The following is a 23,623-nucleotide window of genomic DNA, read 5'->3' as shown; positions in this document are numbered from 1 at the left end:
CATCCGAATAGGGTAAAATAGAAACAAAAAGGAGGAATCTCATGGACTTATTTTCAAGAATCGCCGAAGATAAGATAAAAGAAGCGATAAAAAATGGGGAATTTGATAATCTGCCTGGAATGGGAAAGCCAATGGATCTAAAGGATGATCTTCCAGGGATGAGCGCTGACGTGAAAATGGGTTACAGGATGCTTAAGAATGCAGGCTACATTTCAGATCAAGTCGATTTACGGAAAGAATTAATTACCTTAAATGATCTGATTTCTGCTGCCACAGATGACGATGAAATCAACAGGTTACAAGAAAAATTAACACGAAAACAGCTTCAGTTTGAAAAAATGATGGAACAAAGAAGAAAAAATACCAATGTGCGTTTTGGTAGTTATGCAGAGAAAATTTATGGAAAAATGAAATAAGAAATTGCTAGCACCACAAATCTGCGAAAATGAATCCTCAAAAATAAGTTTCTCCTCATATAAAACTTCTTTGAGTTTTTTTCTAATTTTTTTTACTACTTGTATTTTTCCGGGCTGATGGCTTTACGCTATCAGTTTTTTTATTTGGTATTTCTGCTAATAATGGAACAAAATAAATGCAAGTAGTTAAAGGGTGAAAAAAATGGAGGTACATACAATATGGATGACATCAGGAAGATCGTGATAACACCATTGTTAGTGCTTTTTCTTTTAGCTGGAATGGTATCATATAGGGTCAGTGCTAATGGGACAGAGCCCCCCAATATTGTGGGTGAGTTTGGAGTTGCCATAGATGCAACAACAGGCGAGATTCTTTACAATAAAAATGCTCATTCAAAAGCGTATCCTGCGAGTATGACTAAAGTGTTAACGGCTACAATTTTAGATGAACAAATGAAAGATGAAGAATTGTTAAAGGTTAGCTCTCATGCGGCAAATCAAGAATGCCTCTGTTTGGGGCTTACAGAAGGCGAAATACTATCGAAGCAAGACGCAATGAAGGCATTATTATTGTTAAGTGCGAATGATGTCGCCGTAACGATTGCTGAGAACGTAGCTGGAAGCGAAGAAGGATTTTCCGAGCTTATGAATCAGAAGGTCAAAACATTGGGCCTTAAAAATACTCATTTTGTTACACCAAATGGGCTTCATGATCCAAACCATTACACAACTCCCTATGATATGGCTATCATCACAAAAGAAGCAATTAAACATCCCAATGTCCTAAAGGTTATGACTACACGAACGACAATGATTAAAACAAGCAAGAAAGAAAAGACAATTAGTAATCTATTTAAATTTCAAAGGATCCGTCACTCGATTACTGGTAAACCAGGGTTTACAAATGCGGCTCAACATACACTAATGGAATATTTAAAACAAGGAAATAAGGAAGTTATCTCGGTTGTTATGAAAACCGATAAACAGTCAAAATACAGTGATATTCAAACCATGGCAAACTACTCATTCGCCCATATGAAATCAGCAAACCAGGTTCCGGAAGCGAGGTAGTGGAGAAGACCTGCTTAAAAGGAATCATCGGACAGTATAAAAAAGACCGCTTTGTCAGCGGTCTTAATGTTGTTCTTGGTCATTCCAATATTGTAGAGTGTCAATTTTACCTGTCGGCTCACTTTTTATTACATTACCATCTTTGTCTTTGTAAACCTCGTACTCCTGGTACGTTTCTACGATATAGCCATCCACTTTTTCGATTTTCTCTAGTTTTTCCTCCAAAACTGGAATATCGCTTGAAGGCTCAACTTCTACAGGCTGTGCCATCACAGGTTGGTCGGCTGAATAAGTAACGTCTTTATTAATAAATGAGTACGGTGAATCTAGATACGCTGCAAAACCCAAGGTGACCAATAAGCAAAAAATACTAATAAAGGTTTTTAATTTCATAAAATGGGCTCCTTTTTCACTTACATCCTCGTAACCCATTTTATGCATGTCCTAAAAACATATACCTATTGTTTAATTATGTATATTTGTTGATTTTACAGAAGCGATTTGCGGTCGAAAAAGTAAAAATAGAATAAATGCCGCTACAGAAATAATTGCACCAGAAATATAAGGGAGCCCGATGGCCAGTGAAAACAACCATCCACCAAGTGGAGGGCCAATAATTCGGCCAAGAGAGTCAAAGGAAGATAATAGGCCCGTTGAACTTCCGTAACCTGCGCTTGACGTTTTCGTAATTAGTGAAGAGACACTTGGACGAATTACTCCATTTCCTAAACCAAAGATGGTTAGAAAAAGGGCTGCAGTGGCAAAACTATTCACCAATAAAATCAATACAAATCCAAGTGCAGAAACAATGATACCCGACTGGATAACCATCCTCTCCCCGTGTTTCTTTGTCAATCTGCCAACTAGACCACCCTGGACAATCGCACTTCCAAATCCCATGATCATAAAAATATACCCCAGTTGAGTGGCATCCAAATCTGCCTTTTTAGCAGCAAAGTAGGCAAAGGTTGCTTCTAAACCAGAAAGGGATAAAGAAATTAATAATTGCACTAGATATAGAACGGATACAGCCCCGCTAAGCGCCTTCCAAAATGAGGGCTTTTTTTTCGTAACCGCTTCGTTTTTCTGTTTTGATTCTTTGAGCAAAAGGAAAACAAGAATCAAGGTGATGAAAGAAGAACCACAAGCAAGATAAAAGGGCATATTCAAGCTGAATTTTGAAAATATACCACCGATTGCTGGACCGAAAACAAAGCCTAAGCCCGTTGCTGCACCGATAATCCCCATTCCTTTGCCGCGATTCTCTTCGGTGGTGATATCCGCAACATATGCCATTGCGGTGGGCATATTGGCAGAGGAAAGAATCCCACCAATAATTCTGGCCGCAAATAACATCCAAAGCTCTGTCGATAATGCTTGAATAAGAAAGGAGATACCAAGTCCAGCAATTCCAATCATCATCACTGGCTTTCGCCCAATTCGATCGGAAACTTGTCCCCACATTGGAGCGAAAATGAGCTGCATAAGCGAATACACCGCCATAAGTAAACCTAGTTCGGTTGGGTTCGCCCCAATTTCTTCGGCATAGAAAGGTAAAACTGGAATGATAATTCCAAATCCCACCATAACCAAGAACATTACTATAAATAAAATCGGTAAAGCGGACTTTGAATGCAAAGAATTTTCACTCCTAGATGACTTTTAAAGTCGTAGTTATACTAACTTCTTCCTATCAATAGGATAATGGAAATGTTGATAGAAAAACAAGTCTCTTGCATCAATTATTTCCTTGCATGGAAATAGTATGCAATGCTTCTATTATCACATAGTTAGTCAAAAGATAGCGTGGATTCAGCAATATGCTAGCAGTTGATAGCATACCAATTAATGAGCAAAAAAAAACACCATTCCACTAGCAGAACGGTGTTTTTTAGCTATTTAACTGCCTTTCTCGTGCTTTCTGATGCAAAGTCAGCGATAATGACGAGAATCATATAACAAAGTAGTAACAAAGTAATCTCGGTATATTGGAAATAGCTCATTGCCAGCTTAAACTCCATTCCAAGTCCGCCAGCACCGACGAAACCAACTACAATGGTTGTTCTCATAATGACTTCCCAGCGATAAAGAATATAAGTGAGAAACCGTGGTAACACCGTAGGCAGAATACCGTAGAAAAAAATCTGAATTTTCGATGCACCTGCAGATGCTAAATTCCTAATTGGCCGGCGATCCATATCCTCAATCACTTCAGCCCAGAGTTTACCGAGTATCCCGAAGTTGTGGAGTGCCAGAGCAATCGCCCCAGGTAATAACCCTGGTTTAAAAATAAAAATAATCATCATGGCCCAAACTAACTCAGGGACAGAACGAGAGAAGATATAGATGATCCGGACAATTCCATAAAGAACCCAGTTGTACCACTTCTTTGAAGAAGTTAACCCCCCATTAGCTATATTTCTTGCTGCTGGTATCACCGTTAAGAAAGCAGCGATGGTCGCAAACCCAATCGCCATAATACTCATTTCCAATGTTTCAAGCGTGAGTTTCAGAGCAGCGGCCCAACTGCCAGCGTTGAAGAAAGCAGGGTTAGTTTCATTTAATCCGATCAGACCACCGAAGAACTTTTTCGCATATTCAATGTTCTTATCAGATAATAATTCAAATAATTGAGCATTCTCAGCGACCGTGATAAATCCCCATGAACAAACCACTAAAAACAGGGTGAAGAGAAGAGATAGCCAACCAGGACTGAATCCCTTTCGGCGTTTCCGCTCTGTTAATCCTTTACGAACGAAATTACTCCAAATATCTACGAATATGACAAGTGCAATCAGAAAAAAAACATATGACCAGACTTGATCGTATTTCAAATCAGCAAGGGATAATTGAATTTGGTAGCCTAGACCGCCAAGTCCAACAAAACTCATAATGGCAGAAGACCGAATGGCACATTCAAAACGGTACATCGTATAACTGATCATGTCGGCCCAAACCAAGGGAAAATAGCCATAAAAGAGTATTTGTAGTTTGGATGCTCCCGCTGATTTTAATGCTGTGATCGGCTGCTCAGGAACATCATTTAACATGTCCGCAAAAATTCGACCAAGGATTCCTCCATATGGAATCGCTAGGGCTAATATAGCTGCATAAGGGGAAAGACCTACGGCAGCAACGAAAAGCCAAGCCCATATTAACTCATGAATCGAACGGGTGAACCCTAATATTCCCCTAAAAAATAGTTTAGATGTTAACCGGGCAACTTTGCTTGAGGTTAACGTTCCAGAGGCAAGAACACCGACGATTAATGAATAAATAATAGCAAGTGACATTCCGGCAACAGCATATGCTAGAGTTATCCAAGCAGATTCTAATCCCTTAATAAGTACCTCGGCAGACAGGTCAGGTTGAATAAGTCCTTCAAATATTTGCAACAACGTCGGTATTCCACCAGCATGGAATAGGTCGGTATTCCATTGAATTGAAAACAAACTCCATACGAATACAGCTGCCAAAAGTAACGTGAGAAGGAGGCGGTTATACATACCGAAAACTGATTTTCGTCCCAACATCTTACCCTTGCCCCTTTAACCGATAAAGTTCTGCTAACAAATCATCTGTTACTTTATCAGTCGGTAAGTCAAAAAGGATTTCTCCATTTTTAAGGGCGATGATTCTCGTAAAATATTTACGAGCATATTCGACGGAATGTAAACTCGCGATTAATGTTTGTTTTTGCTCTGAAACGATTTTGATCAGCATGGCTAATACATCTTCCGCCCGTGCCGGGTCAAGGGAGGCTACGGGCTCATCGGCTAGGATTACCTCCGGTTTTTGTACCATTAATCTTGCCATTGCGACACGCTGTTGCTCGCCTCCAGATAAAGTGGACGTGATTTCAAATATCTTATCTGAAAGGCCAACTCTATCCAGTGCTTTCCGAGCAATTTCTTTTTCTTGAGGTACAATTAACGAGAAGAGGGATTTTAAAACACCCCAATCAGCTAAACGTCCTGCCAAGACATTATGAATGACAGCTATCGACCCAATTAAATCAAATTGTTGGCGAATAACACCAATTTTTTTAGCAAAAATTTTGCCTTTTTTAAAGGATGATATCGGTTGGCTATCGATCAGTAGTTCCCCGTTTTGGAATGGTATTAGGCCGGCAATGGAATTTAATAATGTTGTTTTACCCGCTCCGCTTGGACCAATTAATGCGACCAATTCTCCTTGCCCAATAGAAAAAGAAAGGGAAGATAAAGCTATCTTCCCCTCAAAATGTTTCGATATATTTTTTGCTTCAATCATTGTTTTTGAAAACATTTTTTCGACACCTACTACTTAATAATCTGTAACTCTTTCGCTACTTGTTCAATCTTTTTATAATTATCGTTATTTGTTTCGACGAAGCTGTCCGTTTGGAATAAATCCGCAATTTCCTTTTGGTCTCCAGTAATGGATAGAAGGGCATCTTTTACTTTTTGTTTTGTTCCTTTACCAAAGACATCTTCGACATTACTATTGATTGTCCAGTTATAGTCATAGTAAGCAGGAGTAGTATAGAAAACTTTTACTTTTTTCGTATCCACTTTGCCTTCTTTAACAGCTGCTTCCCAAACAGCTTCATTTAGTGCGCCTGCTTTAAAGGCACCTGATTCGACTAACTTATATGTCGTATCATGTGAACCAGAGAAGTTTGGCTTGCCATCAAAATCTTTATTGGCATCGATTCCAGCTTCTGATAAAAAGTACCTTGGCATTAAGTGGCCGGAAGTGGAACTTTCACTGCCAAATGTAAAAGATTTACCTTTTAGATCTTCTAGCTTAGAGATATTTTCAGAAGACTGGGTAATAAAGACAGAATGAAACTCAGCGTCACGAGGTCGTTGAACAATTGATTCAGCGTCAGGAACAAGATTTCTTGCCTGTACACTTGTTAAACCGCCAAACCACGCCATATGAATTTCACCTCGTTGGAAACCAGTTACAAGTGCTGCGTAATCTACTGACGGTACAAATTCAACTTTCATTCCCGTCTTTTCACTAAGATACTTCGCAACAGCTGTCATACCTTTATCTAAATCTGCAGCATTTTGGTCAGGGATGGCCCCAATTTTAAACACTTCTTTTGTTGTCGTTTCTTTCTTTCCTTCACTTGTTTTTTCATTACTTTGTCCACAAGCTGCTAATGAAAATACAATCATAACAAGAATAAGAGATGAAAGCCATTTTTTCACAATAATTCCACCTTAGTTTTTATCTAGATTCTCTGTACTTTTAGAATTATACGTAATTGTTTATTATTAATAAATTCATTAAATCGATTTAAACTATCATTAATAATCGATTTTCCCGATAAGAAAAACAAACGAAAACACTAGATAAACCTAGTGATATCAAGAAAAACCCCTGAAAGGAAGCAGGGGTTTTGAAATAGCTCTTATTTGTGACAATTCTTCAACATTCCACCCGACGCTGTCGTGAATTAATTGGCCTGTGATAATATTCATTAAAGTAGATATAAAGGATTCGTGAATATTTTTACATTGAATAATATTCCTAATGATCTGGGCAAAATATTAAGAAAAAGGAATTAAATATGATTGGATTATTAATTGCCATTATTTCATTTAATTATTTTGCTTTTAAGAAAAATAAAAGGCTAACTGGTAATCAAATTGTCCATATATGGACATTTACAATCGCTTTCCAAGTATTGTTCGATGTTTTTGTTGAATTCAAGTACCATGGATACTGGTATTTTGATAAGGAAATTGATTGGGAGGGATTGCTTCCACATATATTTCTAGTGCCCCCAGTTAATATGATATTTTTAAATTGGTATCCGATTAAATCAAAAATCATAAAGAAGACCATGTATATTATCATTTTTGTCATTGTGATTTTGATTTATGAGGCCATCACCTTGCTGCCTGCTCCGTGGGGATTTTTCCACTATGGATGGTGGAAAATGTGGCATGCTGCCATTCTTGATCCAATTTTACTACTGATTTTATTAGGTTATTATAAGTGGATTAGCAAATTAGAAAAGAATGCTTATAACTCTTCAAAAATACATGAATGAATACTTAATGAGCCGCATTCGTGGCTCTTTTCATATTGGAGAATTTATTTATGAAGATGTTTAAACAAATGAATAACCTTGTCCATATAATAGTAAAAAAGAGGGGAAGGGGTGAATAGTTTGGCAATCAATCATGAGGGAATTTCAATTGGTACCATTTCTGGAGGGATTGTAAACTTTGGCGGTGCTGTTTGTATTAGTCCGATAACGATCACTTCGGAAAATTCTGGTTCTGGAAGTGATAATACAGAAACAAAGACAACTTCGAGGTCAAGAGTAAGTTCCACAACAAAAAGAAACATAACAGATCTGTTGGAAATTATTAAGGCGATGCTTTGAATGGCATCGCTTTTTTGATAATCATTTAGAAGGTTTTACAGAATTACGTAAATATGCGATGACGAGCAGGGATACCGGAATAATATTTTGAAGAGGGAAATGTAAATATATTGGAATTATTTTACTCCCTTCTAAATAATGTTCGGAATAATTAGAAGCAACTGTCAATGATGCTAATAAAATGATAATTATTGTTTAGATACTAGAAGAAAAATATTCCCTCATTATTCAAAAAAAGGCATACATTTCCTGATAGAAAAAAGAAAGGACGATACCTTTTTTTTAGTATCGTCCTTTAACATTATTTTTCTATTATCTAAGAGGCAATTAGCCCAAATCACTTCTTGGTGTAATTGCTTGAAAGCCGAATCGTAAATCAAAAAAGGAGTCCTTTTATATTCTCCTTAGAGATTAATCTAAATCAATTTTCTTAACCTTTAAGAAGTTTTCAATCCCATTTTCAGCAGAACCTATCTTCCGATCAATGTATCCATAAGGATCGACAGTTTCAATATTTCCTTCCAACTGTTGTTCGATCAAGTCACATAGCATACCAGATGTTCTACATAGATGGTCAATTACATTCAATAACTGAATTTCTGTAACCCCGGAATTTGTAAGGGTGATTCCATGTGTAGCATGATAATAAATACGATTAAGCCTTCGGTCTAATTCTTTTATATCATTAACAGTAAATTTATCTTTTAGATATGCCATATACATTATGCCTCCTAAGAAAATATTTACAGATTAATTTTATTCGATGTAAAGGGATAGAAGAATACATTGGCGTGATTCTTAACAGGGAATTAACAACAACTCAACAATAACATGGACTTTCCCATAATAACGATCGAGAAACCATTTACCCTTTACATAATTTTTCACCAATTTACAAACGATTTAACGTAATTAGCTTAAAATGTAGGTCTTATGCAATTAATCAACTCTAAAGGAGGAGAATGATCTTTAATGACATATACTGATTCGGTGCTTTTTTAGTTTAAATAAAAAAACCAGACATCACGAGGACATCTGATCTTTATCAATTATAAGTACACTTCTAATGCAAGCAAGCATCAAAATAAGCATCATACCTACATATTTTTGGTCTCAATATGCCGGATATAAGAAGTTATTTAAGCTGCTTTTTGTTCCTTCATTTGCTTCACTTGTTTTGTTGATTTTGTTAAATTGAATACAATGTTTAAAAATATAGCAGTTAAACTTCCTGTTACAATGCCGCTGCTAGTAAGGATTTTCACTCCTTCTGGCAGGTGGGCAAACATATCCGGTACGGCCGTTACGCCCATACCCATCCCGACAGAACATGCAATAATTAAAAGATTTTCTTGTGATGAAAAATCTACGTTTCCAAGCATTTTAATTCCATAGGCAATGACCATTCCAAACATCGCCACCATGGCACCACCAAGTACGGGTGTTGGAATAACGGTCGTGAATGCCGCGATTTTCGGAATAAACCCAAGAAATACTAACATTCCGCCCATTGCATAAATGACATTATTACTTTTTACTCCTGAGAGTTGGACCAAGCCTACATTTTGAGAGTAGGTAGTATAAGGAAATGCATTGAACACGGCACCGATGATTGAGGCGAGACCTTCCGCACGATAACCTCTTGATAAATCCTTCTCCGTTAATTTTTTCCCAGTGATATCACTTAGGGCGAAATAAACACCAGTTGATTCTACCATGCTCACAATGGCAACGAGAGTCATCGTAATGATTGGAGTCCATTCAAAGGTAGGTGTTCCAAAGTAAAATGGCTTTACCATGTGGAACCATGAAGCGTCAGCTACCGCAGAGAAATTTACTTTTCCCATAATAGTTGCAGCTAATGTACCGCCAATTAATCCAAGTAAGATGGAAATGGAACGAATAAAACCTTTTGTAAAACGGTAAAGGAAGATAATAAATAGCAACGTTCCGAAAGCTAAGCTGATATTTGAAAGACTGCCAAAATCTGGGCTACCTTGTCCACCAGCGATGTTATTCATTGCGACAGGGATAAGTGTAATCCCAATAATAGTAACAACAGAGCCAGTAACAACCGGTGGAAAGAACTTTATTAACTTTCCAAAGAATTGGGAAATAGCAATGACTATAAGTCCAGAAATAAGAATCGAACCGTAGATAGCAGAAATCCCAAACTGTCCGCCAATGGCAATCATTGGTCCAACTGCTGTAAAGGTACAACCAAGGACAATAGGTAAGCCAATACCAAAAAAGCGATTCTGCCAAACTTGTAAAATAGTTGCAATCCCACACATTAAGATATCAATCGATACTAAGTAGGTTAATTGTTCTCCTGAAAATTTAAGTGCTCCTCCAACAATTAGTGGAACGATTACAGCACCCGCATACATGGCTAATACATGTTGAATTCCAAGTGAGGTAATTTTTAAAGGATGTTGTTTCATTAGATTAATTCCTCCACATTTTCATTGATAAATGTCACTTCTCCGTTTGAAAGTGAGGCAACCCTCGCTAACGATTCAACTCTTAAACCTAAGTCTTTCAATTTTTGGGCACCATGCTGAAAGGATTTTTCGATGACAATGCCAATTCCAGCAACGTTCGCACCGCTTTGTTGAACGATTTTTACTAAACCAAGTGCAGCTTCTCCATTAGCTAAGAAATCATCAATGATGAGGACTCGATCACTTTCATTCAAGTATTTGTTAGAAACAGAAATTTCGTTTGTTTCATTTTTTGTAAATGAATGGACTGACGCTGTAAGTAAATCATCGACTAGCGTCAACGATTTTCTTTTCCGTGCGAATATGACTGGAACGTTTAAATATAAACCGGCCATAACGGCAGGGGCTATGCCTGAAGATTCAATTGTTACAATCTTGGTAATTCCATCATCAGCAAATATTCTAGCAAACTCTTTTCCAATTTCTAGCATTAATTGCGGGTCGATTTGATGGTTTAAAAATGAATCAACTTTTAACACATGATCTGATAAAACCTTTCCATCCGCACTAATTTTCTCTTCTAGTAATCTCATGAATGATAACTCCTTATAAAAATATAAAAGCCCAAAAGTCATAGCTTCACCATAAAATAATTGAGTGAAGTAATGACCTTTGGGCTATAAGTCCAAAAGGTAATGGAAGTAATACACATCTTAAAAAGAGGAGATCTTCCCACTACTCACCCATAGTCAGACTGTTATCGGCAATCTGGTAGAAACTTGCGGGCCATATCCCCGCGATTATATGAGTGAAACGGATATGAATTTATTCACATTATAAAGCACATAAAAAGAGGAAATCAATCATTTTTTTGCAAAAAACGAACATTATGGTTTTTAAAATTAAAATTGTTCGTGCTCAGTAAGCGTTTTAACAGGTATAAATAAAAGAACTACACAAATATTGAATAACCATTCATTTTCAGTTACTATTAAAGAGAAAATTAATTCTGAAAATTCTAAAATAAAGGATAGGTGAGTACTATGAAGAAATCTATTCCAGATTCCTGGTGGAACCAAATGAAATTACCAGCCATTTCAGCCCCGATGTTTTTGGTGTCAGGCACCGAACTCGTAAAAAATTGTTGTCTGAATGGAGTAATTGGTTCTTTTCCTGCTCCAAATGCAAGACCCATTGAAGTTCTTGATCAGTGGATGGGGCAATTAAATGCAGAGTTGGATGAGGCACGGGCCCTCGAACCCAACCGAAAGATTGCACCATGGGCGATGAACATGGTTGTACATAGTTCCTACGGCCGCCTGCAGGCAGAACTTGAATTGATTAAAAAGCATCAGCCGCAATTGGTGATTACCTCTTTAGGAAGTCCGAAATTAGTCGTTGATATTGTGCATGAATATGGCGGGCTCGTATTCTCAGATGTTAGTGATTTGAAATTTGCGAAAAAAGCGGCAGAAGCTGGTGTCGATGGCCTGATATTAGTGGCTAGCGGGGCAGGAGGTCATGCTGGACAAATTAACAACTTTGCCTTTGTGGATATGGTTCGCAACTTCTGGGATGGCATTATTGTCCTGGCAGGTTCTATCTCTACAGGCAAGGGGATACTAGCTGCACAAGCTGCAGGTGCAGATCTAGCTTATATGGGAACAAGATTTATCGTGGCTACCGAAAGTATGGCTAATGATGAGTATCGTGAAATGCTCGTTGAATCCACACAAGAAGATATCCTATTAACTGATGCTTTCTCCGGCGTCATGTGTAATATGCTGGTACCTAGTATTAAAAAGGCAGGATTGGACCCCGGGACTCTGGTCAAAAAAGATCAGGTTAACTTTGATAGTATGCAAAGGGAAACAAATGCGAAAGCATGGCGCGATATATGGTCAGCCGGCCATGGCGTCGGAGCCATCAATAAAATTGAATCAGTGTCCGAAATAATTAATAGTTTAGAAAGCGAATACAAAGAGGCATTACAAAATCTCAATCGGAATGCAGGAAAATTTAGTTCCGTGTCAGTAAATTAATACTAACTAAATGAAAAGTAAAAAACGCTCAGCATGATTTGGCTGAGCGTTTTTTACGTCAAATTGGTGTATATGTGATTGGAATATAGCAATCACATACAAAACGGCCTTCTATGTGAGGACCAAAGCGAAGGTCAGTTACTTCTTCTTTGTTTCCTTTGAGACGATTTTAATCACCTTATAACCTGGTTTCATTTTAATCTTTTGAATTCCATTATTTGTTGTCACTTGATACATGGTGAATTTCCGAGGTTGACGTTCGAGTACGTCGATCTTCTTAATGGTCTCTTTTTGAAAATATTTATGTAGTTTCTTGGTTTGCTTTTCTTGTTTTTCACCATAAAGGAGATCGTAGGCGAAGATAAATAAAAATATAAATACAGCACCAAGGATAAGTGTGTACAAGACAGAATATAAAAATGACAAGGTTGACATCCTTTCTTAAAAGCAATCGAGATCATAACTTCTTTAAGAAACCATTATAACGGAAAAGAAATCTATTTTTAAGTTAATGTTTAGTGAATTATTTTATAAAATAACATTATTTTGATTTGGGTATTCTAAAAGGATATAAAAAATATTTTTCTTTTTTGTCCACTATATATGAACAACTTTAAAAATTTATGATAAAGTATACAATAGGAATCCTTTAATACCGCTATTTAACAGCAAATAAACGTCCACCTGAAACGGACAACTGTTTTTCCGCAATTGACATTAAAGGTCCAAATAATTAGGGGGTATAAAGAATGTCTAGTCATATTTTGGAGCAATTTTTAAATGAAAATCTTGAGGATTTAAAGGGAAAAGGCTTATACAATGTCATTGATCCACTAGAAAGCCCGAATGGTCCGGTTATCACAATAAACGGAAGAGAACTTGTTAATCTTTCTTCTAATAACTATTTAGGTTTAGCAACCGATGAACGTTTGAAAAAAGCTGCTGAAGAGGCCATTGAAACCTACGGTGTTGGTGCAGGGGCGGTCCGTACGATCAACGGAACACTCAAACTGCATGTGGAACTCGAAGAAAAATTGGCTGAATTTAAACATACGGAAGCAGCAATTGCCTATCAATCTGGATTTAATTGCAACATGGCAGCCATTTCCGCTGTTATGGATAAAAATGATGCGATTCTATCGGATGAATTAAACCATGCATCGATTATTGACGGCTGTCGTCTTTCAAAAGCAAAAATCATCCGTGTTAATCACTCAGATATGGAAGATTTACGTGCAAAAGCAAAAGAAGCAAAAGAGTCAGGTCTTTACAATAAAATTATGGTGATCACCGATGGCGTCTTCTCCATGGATGGCGATATTGCTCTGCTTCCCGAAATCGTTAAGATTGCTGAAGAATTTGACTTAATCACCTATGTTGACGATGCCCATGGATCAGGTGTCCTTGGTGACGGGGCAGGGACTGTCAAGCATTTTGGTCTTTCTGATAAAATTGATTTTCAAATTGGCACATTATCCAAAGCAATTGGTGTAGTTGGCGGATATGTAGCGGGTAAAAAGAATCTTATAGATTGGTTAAAAGTTCGTAGCCGCCCATTCCTATTTTCAACTTCGCTAACTCCTGCAGATGTGGCAGCTAGCAAGAAGTCGATTGAAATCCTAATGGAAAGCACGGAACTTAACGAGAAACTATGGGAGAATGGCAATTATCTTAAAAAAGGTTTAAAAGAGTTAGGTTTTAATATTGGTGACAGTGAAACACCAATCACACCTTGTATTATTGGCGATGAAGCACTTACTCAACAATTCAGCAAACGTTTGTATGAAGAAGGGGTTTATGCAAAGGCCATTGTTTTCCCAACAGTACCAAAAGGGACCGGTCGTGTTCGTAACATGCCAACAGCAGCACATTCAAAAGAATTACTCGATCGTGCGATTGCAATATACGAAAAAGTAGGTAAGGAAATGGGTGTTATCTAATATATAGTTACATTTTTTTAACCTAAGTGAAGAGGACGGAGAAACGACGATGAAGCGTATTTTAATCACAGGTGCTTTAGGGCAGATTGGATCAGAATTAACTTTAAAGCTGCGAGACATTTATGGAGCGGATAACGTTATTGCGACAGATATCAAAAAGAATGACAGTGAAGCTGCTCAAAGCGGCCCATTTGAGACTATTGATGTAACAGATTTAAACCGAATGGTGGAAGTAGCTAAAAAATACAAAGTTGATACAGTTATGCACTTAGCCGCATTATTATCAGCCACTGCGGAAGCAAAACCGGTATTTGCATGGAATTTAAACATGGGCGGGCTGATGAATGGACTTGAAACGGCCAAGGAACTAAAAGCACAATTTTTCACACCGAGTTCGATTGGTGCTTTTGGGCCTTCAACTCCAAAAGACAACACCCCTCAAGATACAATTATGCGACCAACTACGATGTACGGGGTCAATAAAGTGGCAGGGGAATTATTGTCTGACTACTATTTCCATAAATTTGGAGTCGATACCCGTGGCTTACGTTTTCCTGGATTAATTTCCTATGTCGCACTTCCTGGTGGGGGAACCACTGATTATGCGGTTGAAATTTATTATGAAGCAGTCAAAAATGGAAAATACACTTCTTACATTGATAAAGGTACTTATATGGATATGATGTATATGCCTGATGCCTTGAATGCGATTGTTGACCTAATGGAGGCCGATTCCTCTAAATTAATCCATCGCAATGCTTTTAATGTTACGGCAATGAGCTTTGATCCAGAAGAAATTGCTGCTTCCATCGCTAAGTTTGTACCTGGATTTAAAATTTCGTATAATGTAGATCCAGACCGTCAAAAAATAGCAGAAAGTTGGCCGAATTCTATTGATGCTACAGCAGCAAAAGAGGAATGGGGCTTTAAATACGCATTTGATTTGGATAAAATGACAAAGGACATGGTGGAAAAACTACGTCAGAAGATATAATCTTAATAATCCCGAGCCGAAATGGTTCGGGATATTTTTTTAAGTAAAAAAAGAAACAGCGAACCCTCAGGGCTTCGCTGTTATCTTTTCACATAAATATATTTTTCCTTTTTCTCCGTAACTCTTCCTACAATTGAAGCATAAGCTAATCCACTTGCATGAAGTTTGTCCACGTACTCAGCAGCTTCCTGCTCACTGAGAGCGATAAACAAACCGCCGGAAGTAATCGCATCGCAAAGTAGAAGTTGTTCCTCAGGAAGGATCTCCTCATAGAAAACATCCTCCGCTAACCATTTATGATTCGCCTTCGAACCACCGGGAACTACACCATTTTTAGCTAATTCTAGTGCACCTTCTAATACAGGTACTTGTGAGAGTGAGAATTCAAAGCTGACATTACTGCCGCGCGCCATTTCACTTCCATGACCAAGTAGTCCAAATCCCGTTATATCTGTGACAGCATGAGGGTGAAAATCTGATAACTCTTCAGCTGCTACCTTATTTAGCGCTGCCATGGTGTCAGTCACAATTTGTTCCTGTTCTGGCGTTACCACGCTTCTTTTAATGCCTGTAGTAATAATTCCAACACCAATTGGTTTAGTCAATACAAGGACATCACCTGGCTCGGCACCGATATTTTTCCACACTTTATCTGGGTGGACGATTCCAGTTACGGATAATCCAAATTTAGGTTCTTGGTCATCAATAGAATGACCGCCCACGGTAATCGCTCCGGCTTCCTTTACTTTATCAGCAGCGCCACGCAGTATGTCTGAAAGCATTTCAGCACCCAATTTTTTAATCGGGAAGCCGACGATATTCAAGACTGTTTTGGGTTCTCCGCCCATTGCATAAACATCACTTAATGCGTTTGCAGCGGTGATTTGTCCAAACATATAAGGGTCATCCACAATAGGGGTGAAGTAATCTACGGTCTGAATTAGTGCGATGGAGTCAGTTAATTGATAGACCCCAGCATCATCAGATGTATCAAGTCCCACTAATAATTCTGGAACAGGTTCTTGTTTCGGTAAATGACGCAAAACTTGCGCCAGGTCCTCAGGACCAATTTTGCAGCCTCAACCAGCTTTTGTTGACAAAGAGGTCAAGCGTATTTTATCATGTTCACTCAACGTGTCCACCTCCATTTTTATAGTATAACTCTTTCCCTGTAAATCCGCACGAATAGACAAAAAATTTGTAGTGAAAGCGGGAATAGGTTAAAATATTAACACTATCTTGGTGTAGTAAACCCACATAAAATGGAGGCATTTTTTATGAAGAACTACCATATTATTGTAGAATTTTGCATGCAATGAAACTACGCACCTAAAGCCGCGAGTTTCGCGGAAGAGCTATTTAATCATTTTTTTAGAGATATTCAAAAGTTAGAACTCATTCCTAGTTCGGGCGGCGCATTTGAAGTGACCGTGAATGGGGAGAAGATCTATTCCAAACTTGAAACGGGAGTATTCCCGGATACAGACGAAATGATCGAAATCATTTCAAAAAAATAAAAAAGCAGCCCTCTGGTCCAAAAGGATTAGGGGGCTACTTTATTATTATAATAATGTTATGTCAACTGAGGTGTAAAAAAAAATACCACAATATTGAATTTAAGGCATGGTAATGTACCTATTTTTTCCACTACATCTATCTGTTTTTGATATGAAAACTTCTAATATTCCATTACTAAAAGTTGCATAAACTGTCTGATTTACGACTAGAAACGGAAAGTTGATGGTCCGTACACGCTTCTGTTGTTTCATGGAAGGGGGGTATTTAGACGCAGATATCACTAAGTTATTTCCTTCTATATATACCTTTATTTCAGAAGTTTCAAAATCACTTAATATGGCCTCGACAATCCATTCCTTCTCTGTTTCATACAGATCGATTTGAAATTGGGTTGCATCAAAATAGGATGTAAGTGGATCGAGAAAATAACTTTCCAGCCATTTCTCCACTTCGTCAAAGTCAAAGCTTTGATTTTTCAGTTGTTTCTTTTTTGACATAATTAATCCCCCTTGCTCGTTTCATTTTATTCATAAGGGATAAAAATGTGAAAATGATATGCTATAATTGGGACATGCAGAAGCGCCCCTTTTACTAATTACAATCATGTATGGGCTCTTATACTGGGTATAAATTATAGAAATAGAACGATGGATAAAGGAGTTTTTACCTTGAAAGAATGGCTACGTTCCATCCCAGCGATTCACGAACTTCAAAATCATCAAAGGTTTTTGAAAATGCTGAAAGAAAGTCAGCTGGATCAATTGAATTTGACCAAACAACTTAAAGATTGTCTTGAAACCATTAGGGGGGCAATTTTTTATGATAATTGGCCGGGTGCTAGACCAGGTACCAACGATTTTCTTGACGACCTATTTTCTATCCTTGAATCAAATATAAAGAAACATTATTCTTATACAATTGAAAAAGTCATCAATGCGACAGGAACGATTTTACATACGAATTTAGGAAGGGCTAGATTGAGCGAAAACGCAATCAGCCATGTTATTGAGACAGCGAGGAACTATTCCAATCTTGAGTATAAGTTATCTGAAGGCGAAAGAGGCTCACGACATAGTCATGTTGAAGCCCTAATTAAAGAAATCACTGGGGCAGAAGCAGCCATGGTGGTTAATAATAATGCTTCTGCCGTATATCTTGTCTTAAGAGCCCTAGCAGCTCAAAAAGAAGTCATTGTTTCGAGAGGGCAGCTTGTTGAAATTGGGGGCTCATTTCGAATTTCCTCGATCATGGAAGAGAGTGGGGCCAACCTAGTTGAAGTAGGCACCACCAATAAAACGCATCTATCTGATTATGAAAAAGCAGTCAGCCCAGACACAGCGATTGTCATGAAAGTTCATACGAGTAATTTTAAAGTGATTGGTTTTACCAAAACGGTCGAAACGGAAGAGCTTGTTAATCTTACGAAACCTTTGGAAAATGTCATTTTTTATGAAGATCTCGGAAGTGGTGCGTTATACGATTTCAGGAAGCATGGAATTGGTGAGGAACCTGTCGTAAAAGAGGTCATTGGATTAGGGGCAGATGTTGTATCTTTTAGTGGAGACAAGCTCCTTGGCGGGCCACAGGCAGGGATTATTGCTGGTAAAAAAGAAATCATCGACCGCTTGAAAAAACACCAATTGGCACGCGTGCTGCGTGTCGATAAAATGACGTTAGCGGCATTAGAAGGAACATTAATTGATTATGCACGCGGTGAAACTGGACTGGTAAATATTCCAACGCTTCGAGATTTATTAGTATCTCTTGAAGAATTAGACGTTCGATCAAAGTCTTTTGTTACAAATTTATTACAAAATACTGGAAAATATGTTACAAAAATTACTGAGGCAACCAGTCAAGTGGGTGGGGGAACGATGCCTGATGTGGAGCTTCCAACTATGGTTATCGCTTTGAAACACTGTACTTTGACGGCGGAACAGCTTGGAAGGAAACTTCGAACAGAAGTGAAGCCGGCTATTGTCGGACGGATCCAAAAAGATGAATTTATCATTGATTTACGAACAGTGACACCTGAGGAAGAAGGGCACATTCTACAATCTTTAATTGACGCTAGTGAATGATAATATAGGAATAAACCCAGCTTTATATTAGTAGGGTGTTCGTTTTTCACGTTTATGAAGACCATTTTCTCTGGCTTATCAAGAGGAAATGGTCTTCATCACTTTTATGATGACCATTTTCTCTGGATTATCAAGGTGGTTTGGTCACCATTGCCTTTATGAAGACCATTTTCTCTGGTCTATAAAGAAGATTTGGTCTTCATCGCTTTTATGATGACCATTTTCTCTGGCTTATCAAGGTGGTTTGGTCTTCATTGCCTTTATGATAACCATTTCCTCTGGCTTATCAAGGTGGTTTGGTCTTCATTGCCTTTATGAAGACCATTTTCTCTGGTCTATAAAGAAGATTTGGTCTTCATCGCTTTTATGATGACCATTTCCTCTGTCTTATCAAGGTTGTTTGGTCTTCATCGCTTTTATGAAGACCATTTTCTCTGGCTTATCAAGGTGGTTTGGTCTTCATCGCCTTTATGATGACCATTTTCTCTAGCCTATCAAGAGGATTTGGTCTTCATCGCTTTTATGATGACCATTTTCTTTGGATTATCAATGTGGTTTGGTCTTCATCGCCTTTATGATGACCATTTTCTCTGGATTATCAAGGTGGTTTGGTCTTCATCACCTTTATGATGACCATTTCCTTTGTCTTATCAAGGTGGTTTGGTCTTCATTGCCTTTATGATAACCATTTCCTCTGGCCTATAAAGAAGATTTGGTCTTCATCTGCCTTGTAAAGAAAAGTCGCCAATGTGAAGTGGCGACTTTTTGCGTCCTATATTTGTTATTTCGGTTAAAAAGTTCAGAAAAGCACTTCAAAACCGAACTCTTTATCTAAACTATTTCTATGCGATTCTACATATCATGATGTGTATTATGTTTGGCTCTAGTATGGTTGCGATTCTTTACCTTTTTAGAACCACTTAACGGCTCAGGCTGACCGGATTGTTTTGGTGCATTTTTTCTCATGTCTTTGCCATCGTTTTTGTTCATTTTTCATCCCTCCTATATGTTAGGATGCAGTCATTAAGTCCTTTTATACCGTATATTTTTTGAAGTTCTGTGCAATTTAACGGTAAACAAAATGAAGGAGTGAATGAAGCAAATGCAAAAGTTTCCTTACAACAAAGATAAACAACAAGCATTTCAAGCAGCACAGCAAGGGTATGAAAATGCCCAAGGATTATATGAGACCATCGTGAGTGATAGTGCGAGTTACGGCCATCAACTGAAGCATCTTAAAGATGAAGTAAATGAAGCCTACCAGCAGATCTCAAATGCCATGGAAGTGGCATCAGAACATCAACGGGCACAATTAGAGCGTTTTCAACAGGATTTATCAACCATGGTATCAGAAGTCAATCAAGTGGAATAAGAAAAGCAGGCGGGATATCGCCTGCTTTCCTTTTCTGAATCCAGCTGCAGCGCCTAGGGACTCGGGGTCATAAGCCAATCCGTCAAGAAGGTTAAAAAACAACCTTCTCACCGGCTCGTCTTATGCCTGTCGTCCCTGAGCAAGGCGGTTCCGCTTTTTACTATTGATTCTTTTTCCGTTTTTTGTTATTCATTTTTTCTTTGGCAGTTAATTCAGGTTCACTGGCAAATTCCTCATTAAAGCCGGCACCTTTTCCTTGGCCTTTGGCTGCATTCATCCCTGGAATTACATGATTAGACTTTCGTTTCACCATTGTAATCACCTCCTACAACTTACTATTTCCTGCATAGCAAAAATAATGACAAAGAAAAGTTTTTTTGAGATAATAATAGTGAAAATTTCGTTTTTTCCCAACCTACATCTACATTAGCACAGATGATGTTTTTTGAATTTTCAGAACAAAATACATAGAAAAACATAAGAAAAACTTATCAATCACAATAACTTTCTTGTTATTTACTTATGAATTCGGTTGTATTAAGATAAGAATTGTGAGAAAAGTTAAGACGGATGGGAAAATTCAAACTTTTCGACTTTTCATTTATTTTGGTGAATTATGACGAATGAGGGGGTTTTTAACACATGGTTAAAAACGATGTATTTAACGCACGAGCTTCTTTTGAAGCCAATGGTAAACGTTATCACTATTACCGTCTAAGTGCACTTGAAGAGGCAGGAATCGGCAACGTTTCTAAATTGCCTTACTCAGTAAAAGTTTTACTTGAATCTGTACTTCGCCAATATGATGGCCGCGTAATTGCAAAAGAGCACGTTGAAAACTTAGCTAAATGGGGAACAGCTGAACTTAAAGAGGTGGATGTTCCATTCAAGCCTTCACGTGTAATCCTTCAAGACTTCACAGGAGTTCCAGCAGTGGTAGACCTTGCTTCTTTAAGAAAAGCAATGGCTGACCTAGGCGGGGACCCAGACAAAATTAATCCAGAAAAAACTGTAGACCTTGTTATCGATCACTCTGTTCAGGTTGATGCGTATGGTTCCACTGATTCTTTACGTGTGAACATGGACCTAGAATTTGAACGTAACGCAGAACGCTATCAGTTCCTTAGCTGGGCACAAAAATCATTCAACAATTATCGCGCAGTTCCGCCTGCAACAGGTATCGTTCACCAAGTAAACCTTGAATACTTGGCTGATGTTGTTCACGTGGCTGAAGTTGATGGCGAGTTAGAAGCATATCCAGATACATTAGTAGGAACAGATTCACATACAACTATGATCAATGGAATTGGTGTTCTTGGCTGGGGCGTTGGCGGTATTGAAGCTGAAGCTGGTATGCTAGGACAGCCTTCTTATTTCCCAGTACCTGAAGTTGTTGGTGTTAAGTTAACAGGCGAACTTCCAAATGGAGCAACAGCAACAGACTTAGCATTAAAAGTAACACAAGTACTTCGCAGTAAGGGTGTAGTTGGTAAATTCGTTGAATTCTTTGGCCCTGGTGTTTCTGTACTTCCACTTGCTGACCGTGCAACAATTGCTAACATGGCTCCAGAATACGGTGCAACATGCGGATTCTTCCCAATTGATGATGAATCACTTGCTTATTTACGCTTAACAGGCCGTGAAGAAGATCAAATTAATGTGGTTGAACAATACTGCAAAGCTAATGGCTTATTCTTTGATCCTTCATTTGAGCCAGTTTACACAAACGTAGTTGAAATCGACCTTTCTGAAATTGAAGCAAATCTTTCTGGTCCTAAACGTCCACAAGATTTACTTCCACTTTCAAAAATGAAAGAAGAATTCGTAAAAGCTGTTTCTGCACCACAAGGAAACCAAGGCTTTGGCTTACAAGCAGATGAACTTGATAAGTCCGCTACAGTTAAATTTAACAATGGCGACGAAACTACTATTAAAACTGGTGCAGTTGCGATTGCATCGATCACAAGCTGTACAAATACATCTAACCCGTACGTACTAGTAGGTGCTGGTTTGGTTGCGAAGAAAGCTGTTGAATTAGGAATGGAAGTTCCAAAATTCGTAAAAACTTCTTTAGCACCAGGATCTAAGGTAGTAACTGGATATCTTCGTGATTCTGGCTTACTTCCATACCTAGAGCAAATCGGCTTCAACCTAGTTGGTTACGGCTGTACAACATGTATCGGTAACTCCGGTCCATTAAAAGAAGAAATTGAAAAAACAATCGCTGAAAACGATCTATTAGTTACATCAGTACTTTCTGGTAACCGTAACTTCGAAGGCCGTATTCATCCGCTTGTTAAAGCAAACTACCTTGCTTCACCACCATTAGTTGTTGCTTACGCCCTTGCTGGTACTGTAAACATCGACTTCGCTTCTGAAGCAATTGGTAAAGATAAAGATGGAAACGATGTATTCTTCAAGGATATCTGGCCATCAACTGCTGAAGTTAATGATGTAGTTAAACGTACAGTTACTCCTGAATTATTCCGCAGCGAATATGCGAACGTGTTTGGAGATAACGAGCGTTGGAACGAAATCAAAACAAGCAATGAGCCACTTTATACTTGGGATGAAGATTCAACATATATTGCCAACCCGCCGTTCTTTGAAGGCTTATCACCAGAGCCAGGAACTGTTGAGCCATTAACAGGACTTCGTGTTGTTGGTAAATTCGGTGACTCTGTAACAACTGACCATATTTCACCAGCAGGAGCTATTGGTAAAAATACGCCGGCAGGTAAATATCTGCTTGAAAAAGGCGTGGCGATTCGTGACTTCAACTCTTACGGCTCTCGTCGTGGTAACCACGAAGTAATGATGCGCGGAACATTTGCAAACATTCGTATTCGTAACCAAATCGCACCAGGTACAGAAGGTGGTTTCACTACTTACTGGCCAACTGGTGAAGTTACATCAATTTATGATGCTTGCATGAAGTACAAAGAAAACGGTACTGGACTAATTGTTCTTGCTGGTAAAGATTACGGAATGGGCTCTTCACGTGACTGGGCTGCTAAAGGAACTAACCTTTTAGGTATTAAAACGGTTCTTGCTGAAAGCTTCGAACGTATTCACCGTTCAAACCTAGTGCTTATGGGTGTGCTTCCACTTCAATTTAAAGAGGGCGAAAGCGCTGAAACACTTGGTTTAACTGGTAAAGAAACCATTGATGTTCAAGTTGGCGAAGATGTAAAACCACGTGATCTTCTAAAAGTAACTGCAACTGACGAAGCAGGTAACAAGAAAGAATTTGAAGTTCTTGTTCGTTTTGACTCCGAAGTTGAAATTGATTACTACCGTCACGGTGGAATTCTTCCAATGGTTCTACGTGAAAAATTACAAGCTTAAGACAGATGA

The 23,623-nt window shown here is 38.3% G+C and carries 24 protein-coding genes and 1 riboswitch; of the genes, 11 read left to right on the top strand and 13 right to left on the bottom strand.

The features are described from left to right. Positions 1 to 41: 41 nt before the first annotated feature. On the top strand, positions 42 to 416 hold the full coding sequence (locus QNH17_RS15925) for a DnaJ family domain-containing protein (RefSeq protein ID WP_283873462.1): 375 nt from the start codon (positions 42 to 44) through the stop codon (positions 414 to 416). 219 nt (positions 417 to 635) lie between these two features. Beyond that, positions 636 to 1,487 carry a D-alanyl-D-alanine carboxypeptidase family protein gene (locus QNH17_RS15920; protein WP_283873461.1) on the top strand — a complete coding sequence of 284 codons (852 nt, stop codon included), beginning with the start codon at positions 636 to 638 and terminating at the stop codon, positions 1,485 to 1,487. Between the two features lie 63 nt (positions 1,488 to 1,550). On the opposite strand, the gene QNH17_RS15915 is transcribed toward QNH17_RS15920, so the two are convergent. From QNH17_RS15915 to QNH17_RS15895, 5 genes are all read right to left on the bottom strand, one after another. Next, a complete protein-coding gene (locus QNH17_RS15915) occupies positions 1,551 to 1,880 on the bottom strand; it encodes a hypothetical protein (protein ID WP_283873459.1) in 330 nt (109 codons plus the stop codon). 72 nt (positions 1,881 to 1,952) lie between these two features. Further along, complete coding sequence (locus tag QNH17_RS15910; RefSeq protein ID WP_283873458.1) at positions 1,953 to 3,125, bottom strand: MFS transporter; 1,173 nt, start codon at positions 3,123 to 3,125, stop codon at positions 1,953 to 1,955. Positions 3,126 to 3,382: 257 nt separating this feature from the next. Further along, a complete protein-coding gene (locus QNH17_RS15905; protein WP_283873456.1) occupies positions 3,383 to 5,020 on the bottom strand; it encodes a PhnE/PtxC family ABC transporter permease in 1,638 nt (545 codons plus the stop codon). 1 nt (position 5,021) lies between these two features. After that, positions 5,022 to 5,774 (bottom strand): phosphonate ABC transporter ATP-binding protein, encoded by a 753-nt coding sequence (locus tag QNH17_RS15900; RefSeq protein WP_283873454.1) that lies wholly within the window; start codon positions 5,772 to 5,774, stop codon positions 5,022 to 5,024. Positions 5,775 to 5,788: 14 nt separating this feature from the next. After that, positions 5,789 to 6,688, bottom strand: coding sequence for a putative selenate ABC transporter substrate-binding protein (locus tag QNH17_RS15895; protein WP_283873452.1), 900 nt, complete (start codon positions 6,686 to 6,688; stop codon positions 5,789 to 5,791). Between the two features lie 362 nt (positions 6,689 to 7,050). On the opposite strand from QNH17_RS15895, the gene QNH17_RS15890 reads away from it, so the two are divergent. Then, positions 7,051 to 7,536: a hypothetical protein gene (locus QNH17_RS15890; RefSeq protein WP_283873451.1), complete on the top strand. Its 486-nt coding sequence runs from the start codon at positions 7,051 to 7,053 to the stop codon at positions 7,534 to 7,536. A 120-nt stretch (positions 7,537 to 7,656) separates the two neighbouring features. After that, entirely contained in the window at positions 7,657 to 7,875 is a 219-nt protein-coding gene (locus QNH17_RS15885; RefSeq protein WP_283873449.1) for a spore germination protein, read from the top strand. Between the two features lie 411 nt (positions 7,876 to 8,286). On the opposite strand, the gene QNH17_RS15880 is transcribed toward QNH17_RS15885, so the two are convergent. The 3 genes from QNH17_RS15880 to QNH17_RS15870 all read right to left on the bottom strand — a co-directional run bounded on the left by QNH17_RS15880 (position 8,287) and on the right by QNH17_RS15870 (position 10,912). Beyond that, positions 8,287 to 8,592: a hypothetical protein gene (locus tag QNH17_RS15880; protein ID WP_283873447.1), complete on the bottom strand. Its 306-nt coding sequence runs from the start codon at positions 8,590 to 8,592 to the stop codon at positions 8,287 to 8,289. A gap of 422 nt (positions 8,593 to 9,014) precedes the next feature. Beyond that, positions 9,015 to 10,319 carry a nucleobase:cation symporter-2 family protein gene (locus QNH17_RS15875; protein WP_283873446.1) on the bottom strand — a complete coding sequence of 435 codons (1,305 nt, stop codon included), beginning with the start codon at positions 10,317 to 10,319 and terminating at the stop codon, positions 9,015 to 9,017. Continuing rightward, the gene (locus tag QNH17_RS15870) at positions 10,319 to 10,912 is read right to left on the bottom strand and encodes a xanthine phosphoribosyltransferase (RefSeq protein WP_283873444.1); all 594 of its coding nucleotides are present in this window, start codon (positions 10,910 to 10,912) and stop codon (positions 10,319 to 10,321) included. Before QNH17_RS15870 ends, QNH17_RS15875 begins: the two co-directional genes overlap by 1 nt. A gap of 133 nt (positions 10,913 to 11,045) precedes the next feature. Continuing rightward, a riboswitch (purine riboswitch) is annotated at positions 11,046 to 11,147 on the bottom strand. Between the two features lie 215 nt (positions 11,148 to 11,362). On the opposite strand from QNH17_RS15870, the gene QNH17_RS15865 reads away from it, so the two are divergent. Next, the gene (locus QNH17_RS15865; protein ID WP_283873443.1) at positions 11,363 to 12,361 is read left to right on the top strand and encodes an NAD(P)H-dependent flavin oxidoreductase; all 999 of its coding nucleotides are present in this window, start codon (positions 11,363 to 11,365) and stop codon (positions 12,359 to 12,361) included. A 138-nt stretch (positions 12,362 to 12,499) separates the two neighbouring features. Here the strand turns inward: QNH17_RS15865 and QNH17_RS15860 are convergent, their stop codons facing one another. Then, positions 12,500 to 12,787 (bottom strand): hypothetical protein, encoded by a 288-nt coding sequence (locus tag QNH17_RS15860; protein ID WP_283873441.1) that lies wholly within the window; start codon positions 12,785 to 12,787, stop codon positions 12,500 to 12,502. A 323-nt stretch (positions 12,788 to 13,110) separates the two neighbouring features. Here QNH17_RS15860 and QNH17_RS15855 point away from each other — a divergent pair, with 323 nt between their 5' ends. Together QNH17_RS15855 and QNH17_RS15850 are read left to right on the top strand one after the other, a co-directional pair. Further along, complete coding sequence (locus QNH17_RS15855; protein ID WP_283873439.1) at positions 13,111 to 14,301, top strand: glycine C-acetyltransferase; 1,191 nt, start codon at positions 13,111 to 13,113, stop codon at positions 14,299 to 14,301. A 49-nt stretch (positions 14,302 to 14,350) separates the two neighbouring features. After that, positions 14,351 to 15,295: an L-threonine 3-dehydrogenase gene (locus QNH17_RS15850; RefSeq protein WP_283873438.1), complete on the top strand. Its 945-nt coding sequence runs from the start codon at positions 14,351 to 14,353 to the stop codon at positions 15,293 to 15,295. An 80-nt stretch (positions 15,296 to 15,375) separates the two neighbouring features. Here the strand turns inward: QNH17_RS15850 and selD are convergent, their stop codons facing one another. Next, entirely contained in the window at positions 15,376 to 16,443 is a 1,068-nt protein-coding gene (gene selD, locus QNH17_RS15845) for a selenide, water dikinase SelD (RefSeq protein WP_481858526.1), read from the bottom strand. A gap of 129 nt (positions 16,444 to 16,572) precedes the next feature. On the opposite strand from selD, the gene QNH17_RS29895 reads away from it, so the two are divergent. Then, positions 16,573 to 16,812 (top strand): Rdx family protein, encoded by a 240-nt coding sequence (locus QNH17_RS29895; protein ID WP_349632544.1) that lies wholly within the window; start codon positions 16,573 to 16,575, stop codon positions 16,810 to 16,812. 99 nt (positions 16,813 to 16,911) lie between these two features. On the opposite strand, the gene QNH17_RS15840 is transcribed toward QNH17_RS29895, so the two are convergent. After that, complete coding sequence (locus QNH17_RS15840; RefSeq protein ID WP_283873436.1) at positions 16,912 to 17,310, bottom strand: Hsp20/alpha crystallin family protein; 399 nt, start codon at positions 17,308 to 17,310, stop codon at positions 16,912 to 16,914. 171 nt (positions 17,311 to 17,481) lie between these two features. Between QNH17_RS15840 and selA the strand changes: the two genes are divergently transcribed. After that, a complete protein-coding gene (gene selA / locus QNH17_RS15835) occupies positions 17,482 to 18,894 on the top strand; it encodes an L-seryl-tRNA(Sec) selenium transferase (protein WP_283873435.1) in 1,413 nt (470 codons plus the stop codon). 852 nt (positions 18,895 to 19,746) lie between these two features. Here selA and QNH17_RS15830 read toward each other — a convergent pair. Next, complete coding sequence (locus QNH17_RS15830; RefSeq protein WP_098576451.1) at positions 19,747 to 19,884, bottom strand: small acid-soluble spore protein P; 138 nt, start codon at positions 19,882 to 19,884, stop codon at positions 19,747 to 19,749. A 112-nt stretch (positions 19,885 to 19,996) separates the two neighbouring features. On the opposite strand from QNH17_RS15830, the gene QNH17_RS15825 reads away from it, so the two are divergent. Next, positions 19,997 to 20,266: a hypothetical protein gene (locus QNH17_RS15825; RefSeq protein WP_144548069.1), complete on the top strand. Its 270-nt coding sequence runs from the start codon at positions 19,997 to 19,999 to the stop codon at positions 20,264 to 20,266. A gap of 160 nt (positions 20,267 to 20,426) precedes the next feature. On the opposite strand, the gene sspO is transcribed toward QNH17_RS15825, so the two are convergent. After that, the gene (gene sspO, locus QNH17_RS15820; RefSeq protein WP_283873433.1) at positions 20,427 to 20,579 is read right to left on the bottom strand and encodes a small acid-soluble spore protein SspO; all 153 of its coding nucleotides are present in this window, start codon (positions 20,577 to 20,579) and stop codon (positions 20,427 to 20,429) included. 329 nt (positions 20,580 to 20,908) lie between these two features. Between sspO and acnA the strand changes: the two genes are divergently transcribed. Further along, complete coding sequence (gene acnA / locus QNH17_RS15815; protein ID WP_283873431.1) at positions 20,909 to 23,614, top strand: aconitate hydratase AcnA; 2,706 nt, start codon at positions 20,909 to 20,911, stop codon at positions 23,612 to 23,614. Positions 23,615 to 23,623: the final 9 nt, after the last annotated feature.

The sequence above is a fragment of the Neobacillus sp. SuZ13 genome, from assembly GCF_030123365.1.
Classification (GTDB): domain Bacteria; phylum Bacillota; class Bacilli; order Bacillales; family Cytobacillaceae; genus Neobacillus.
This window is presented reverse-complemented; position numbering and strand designations above follow the sequence as displayed.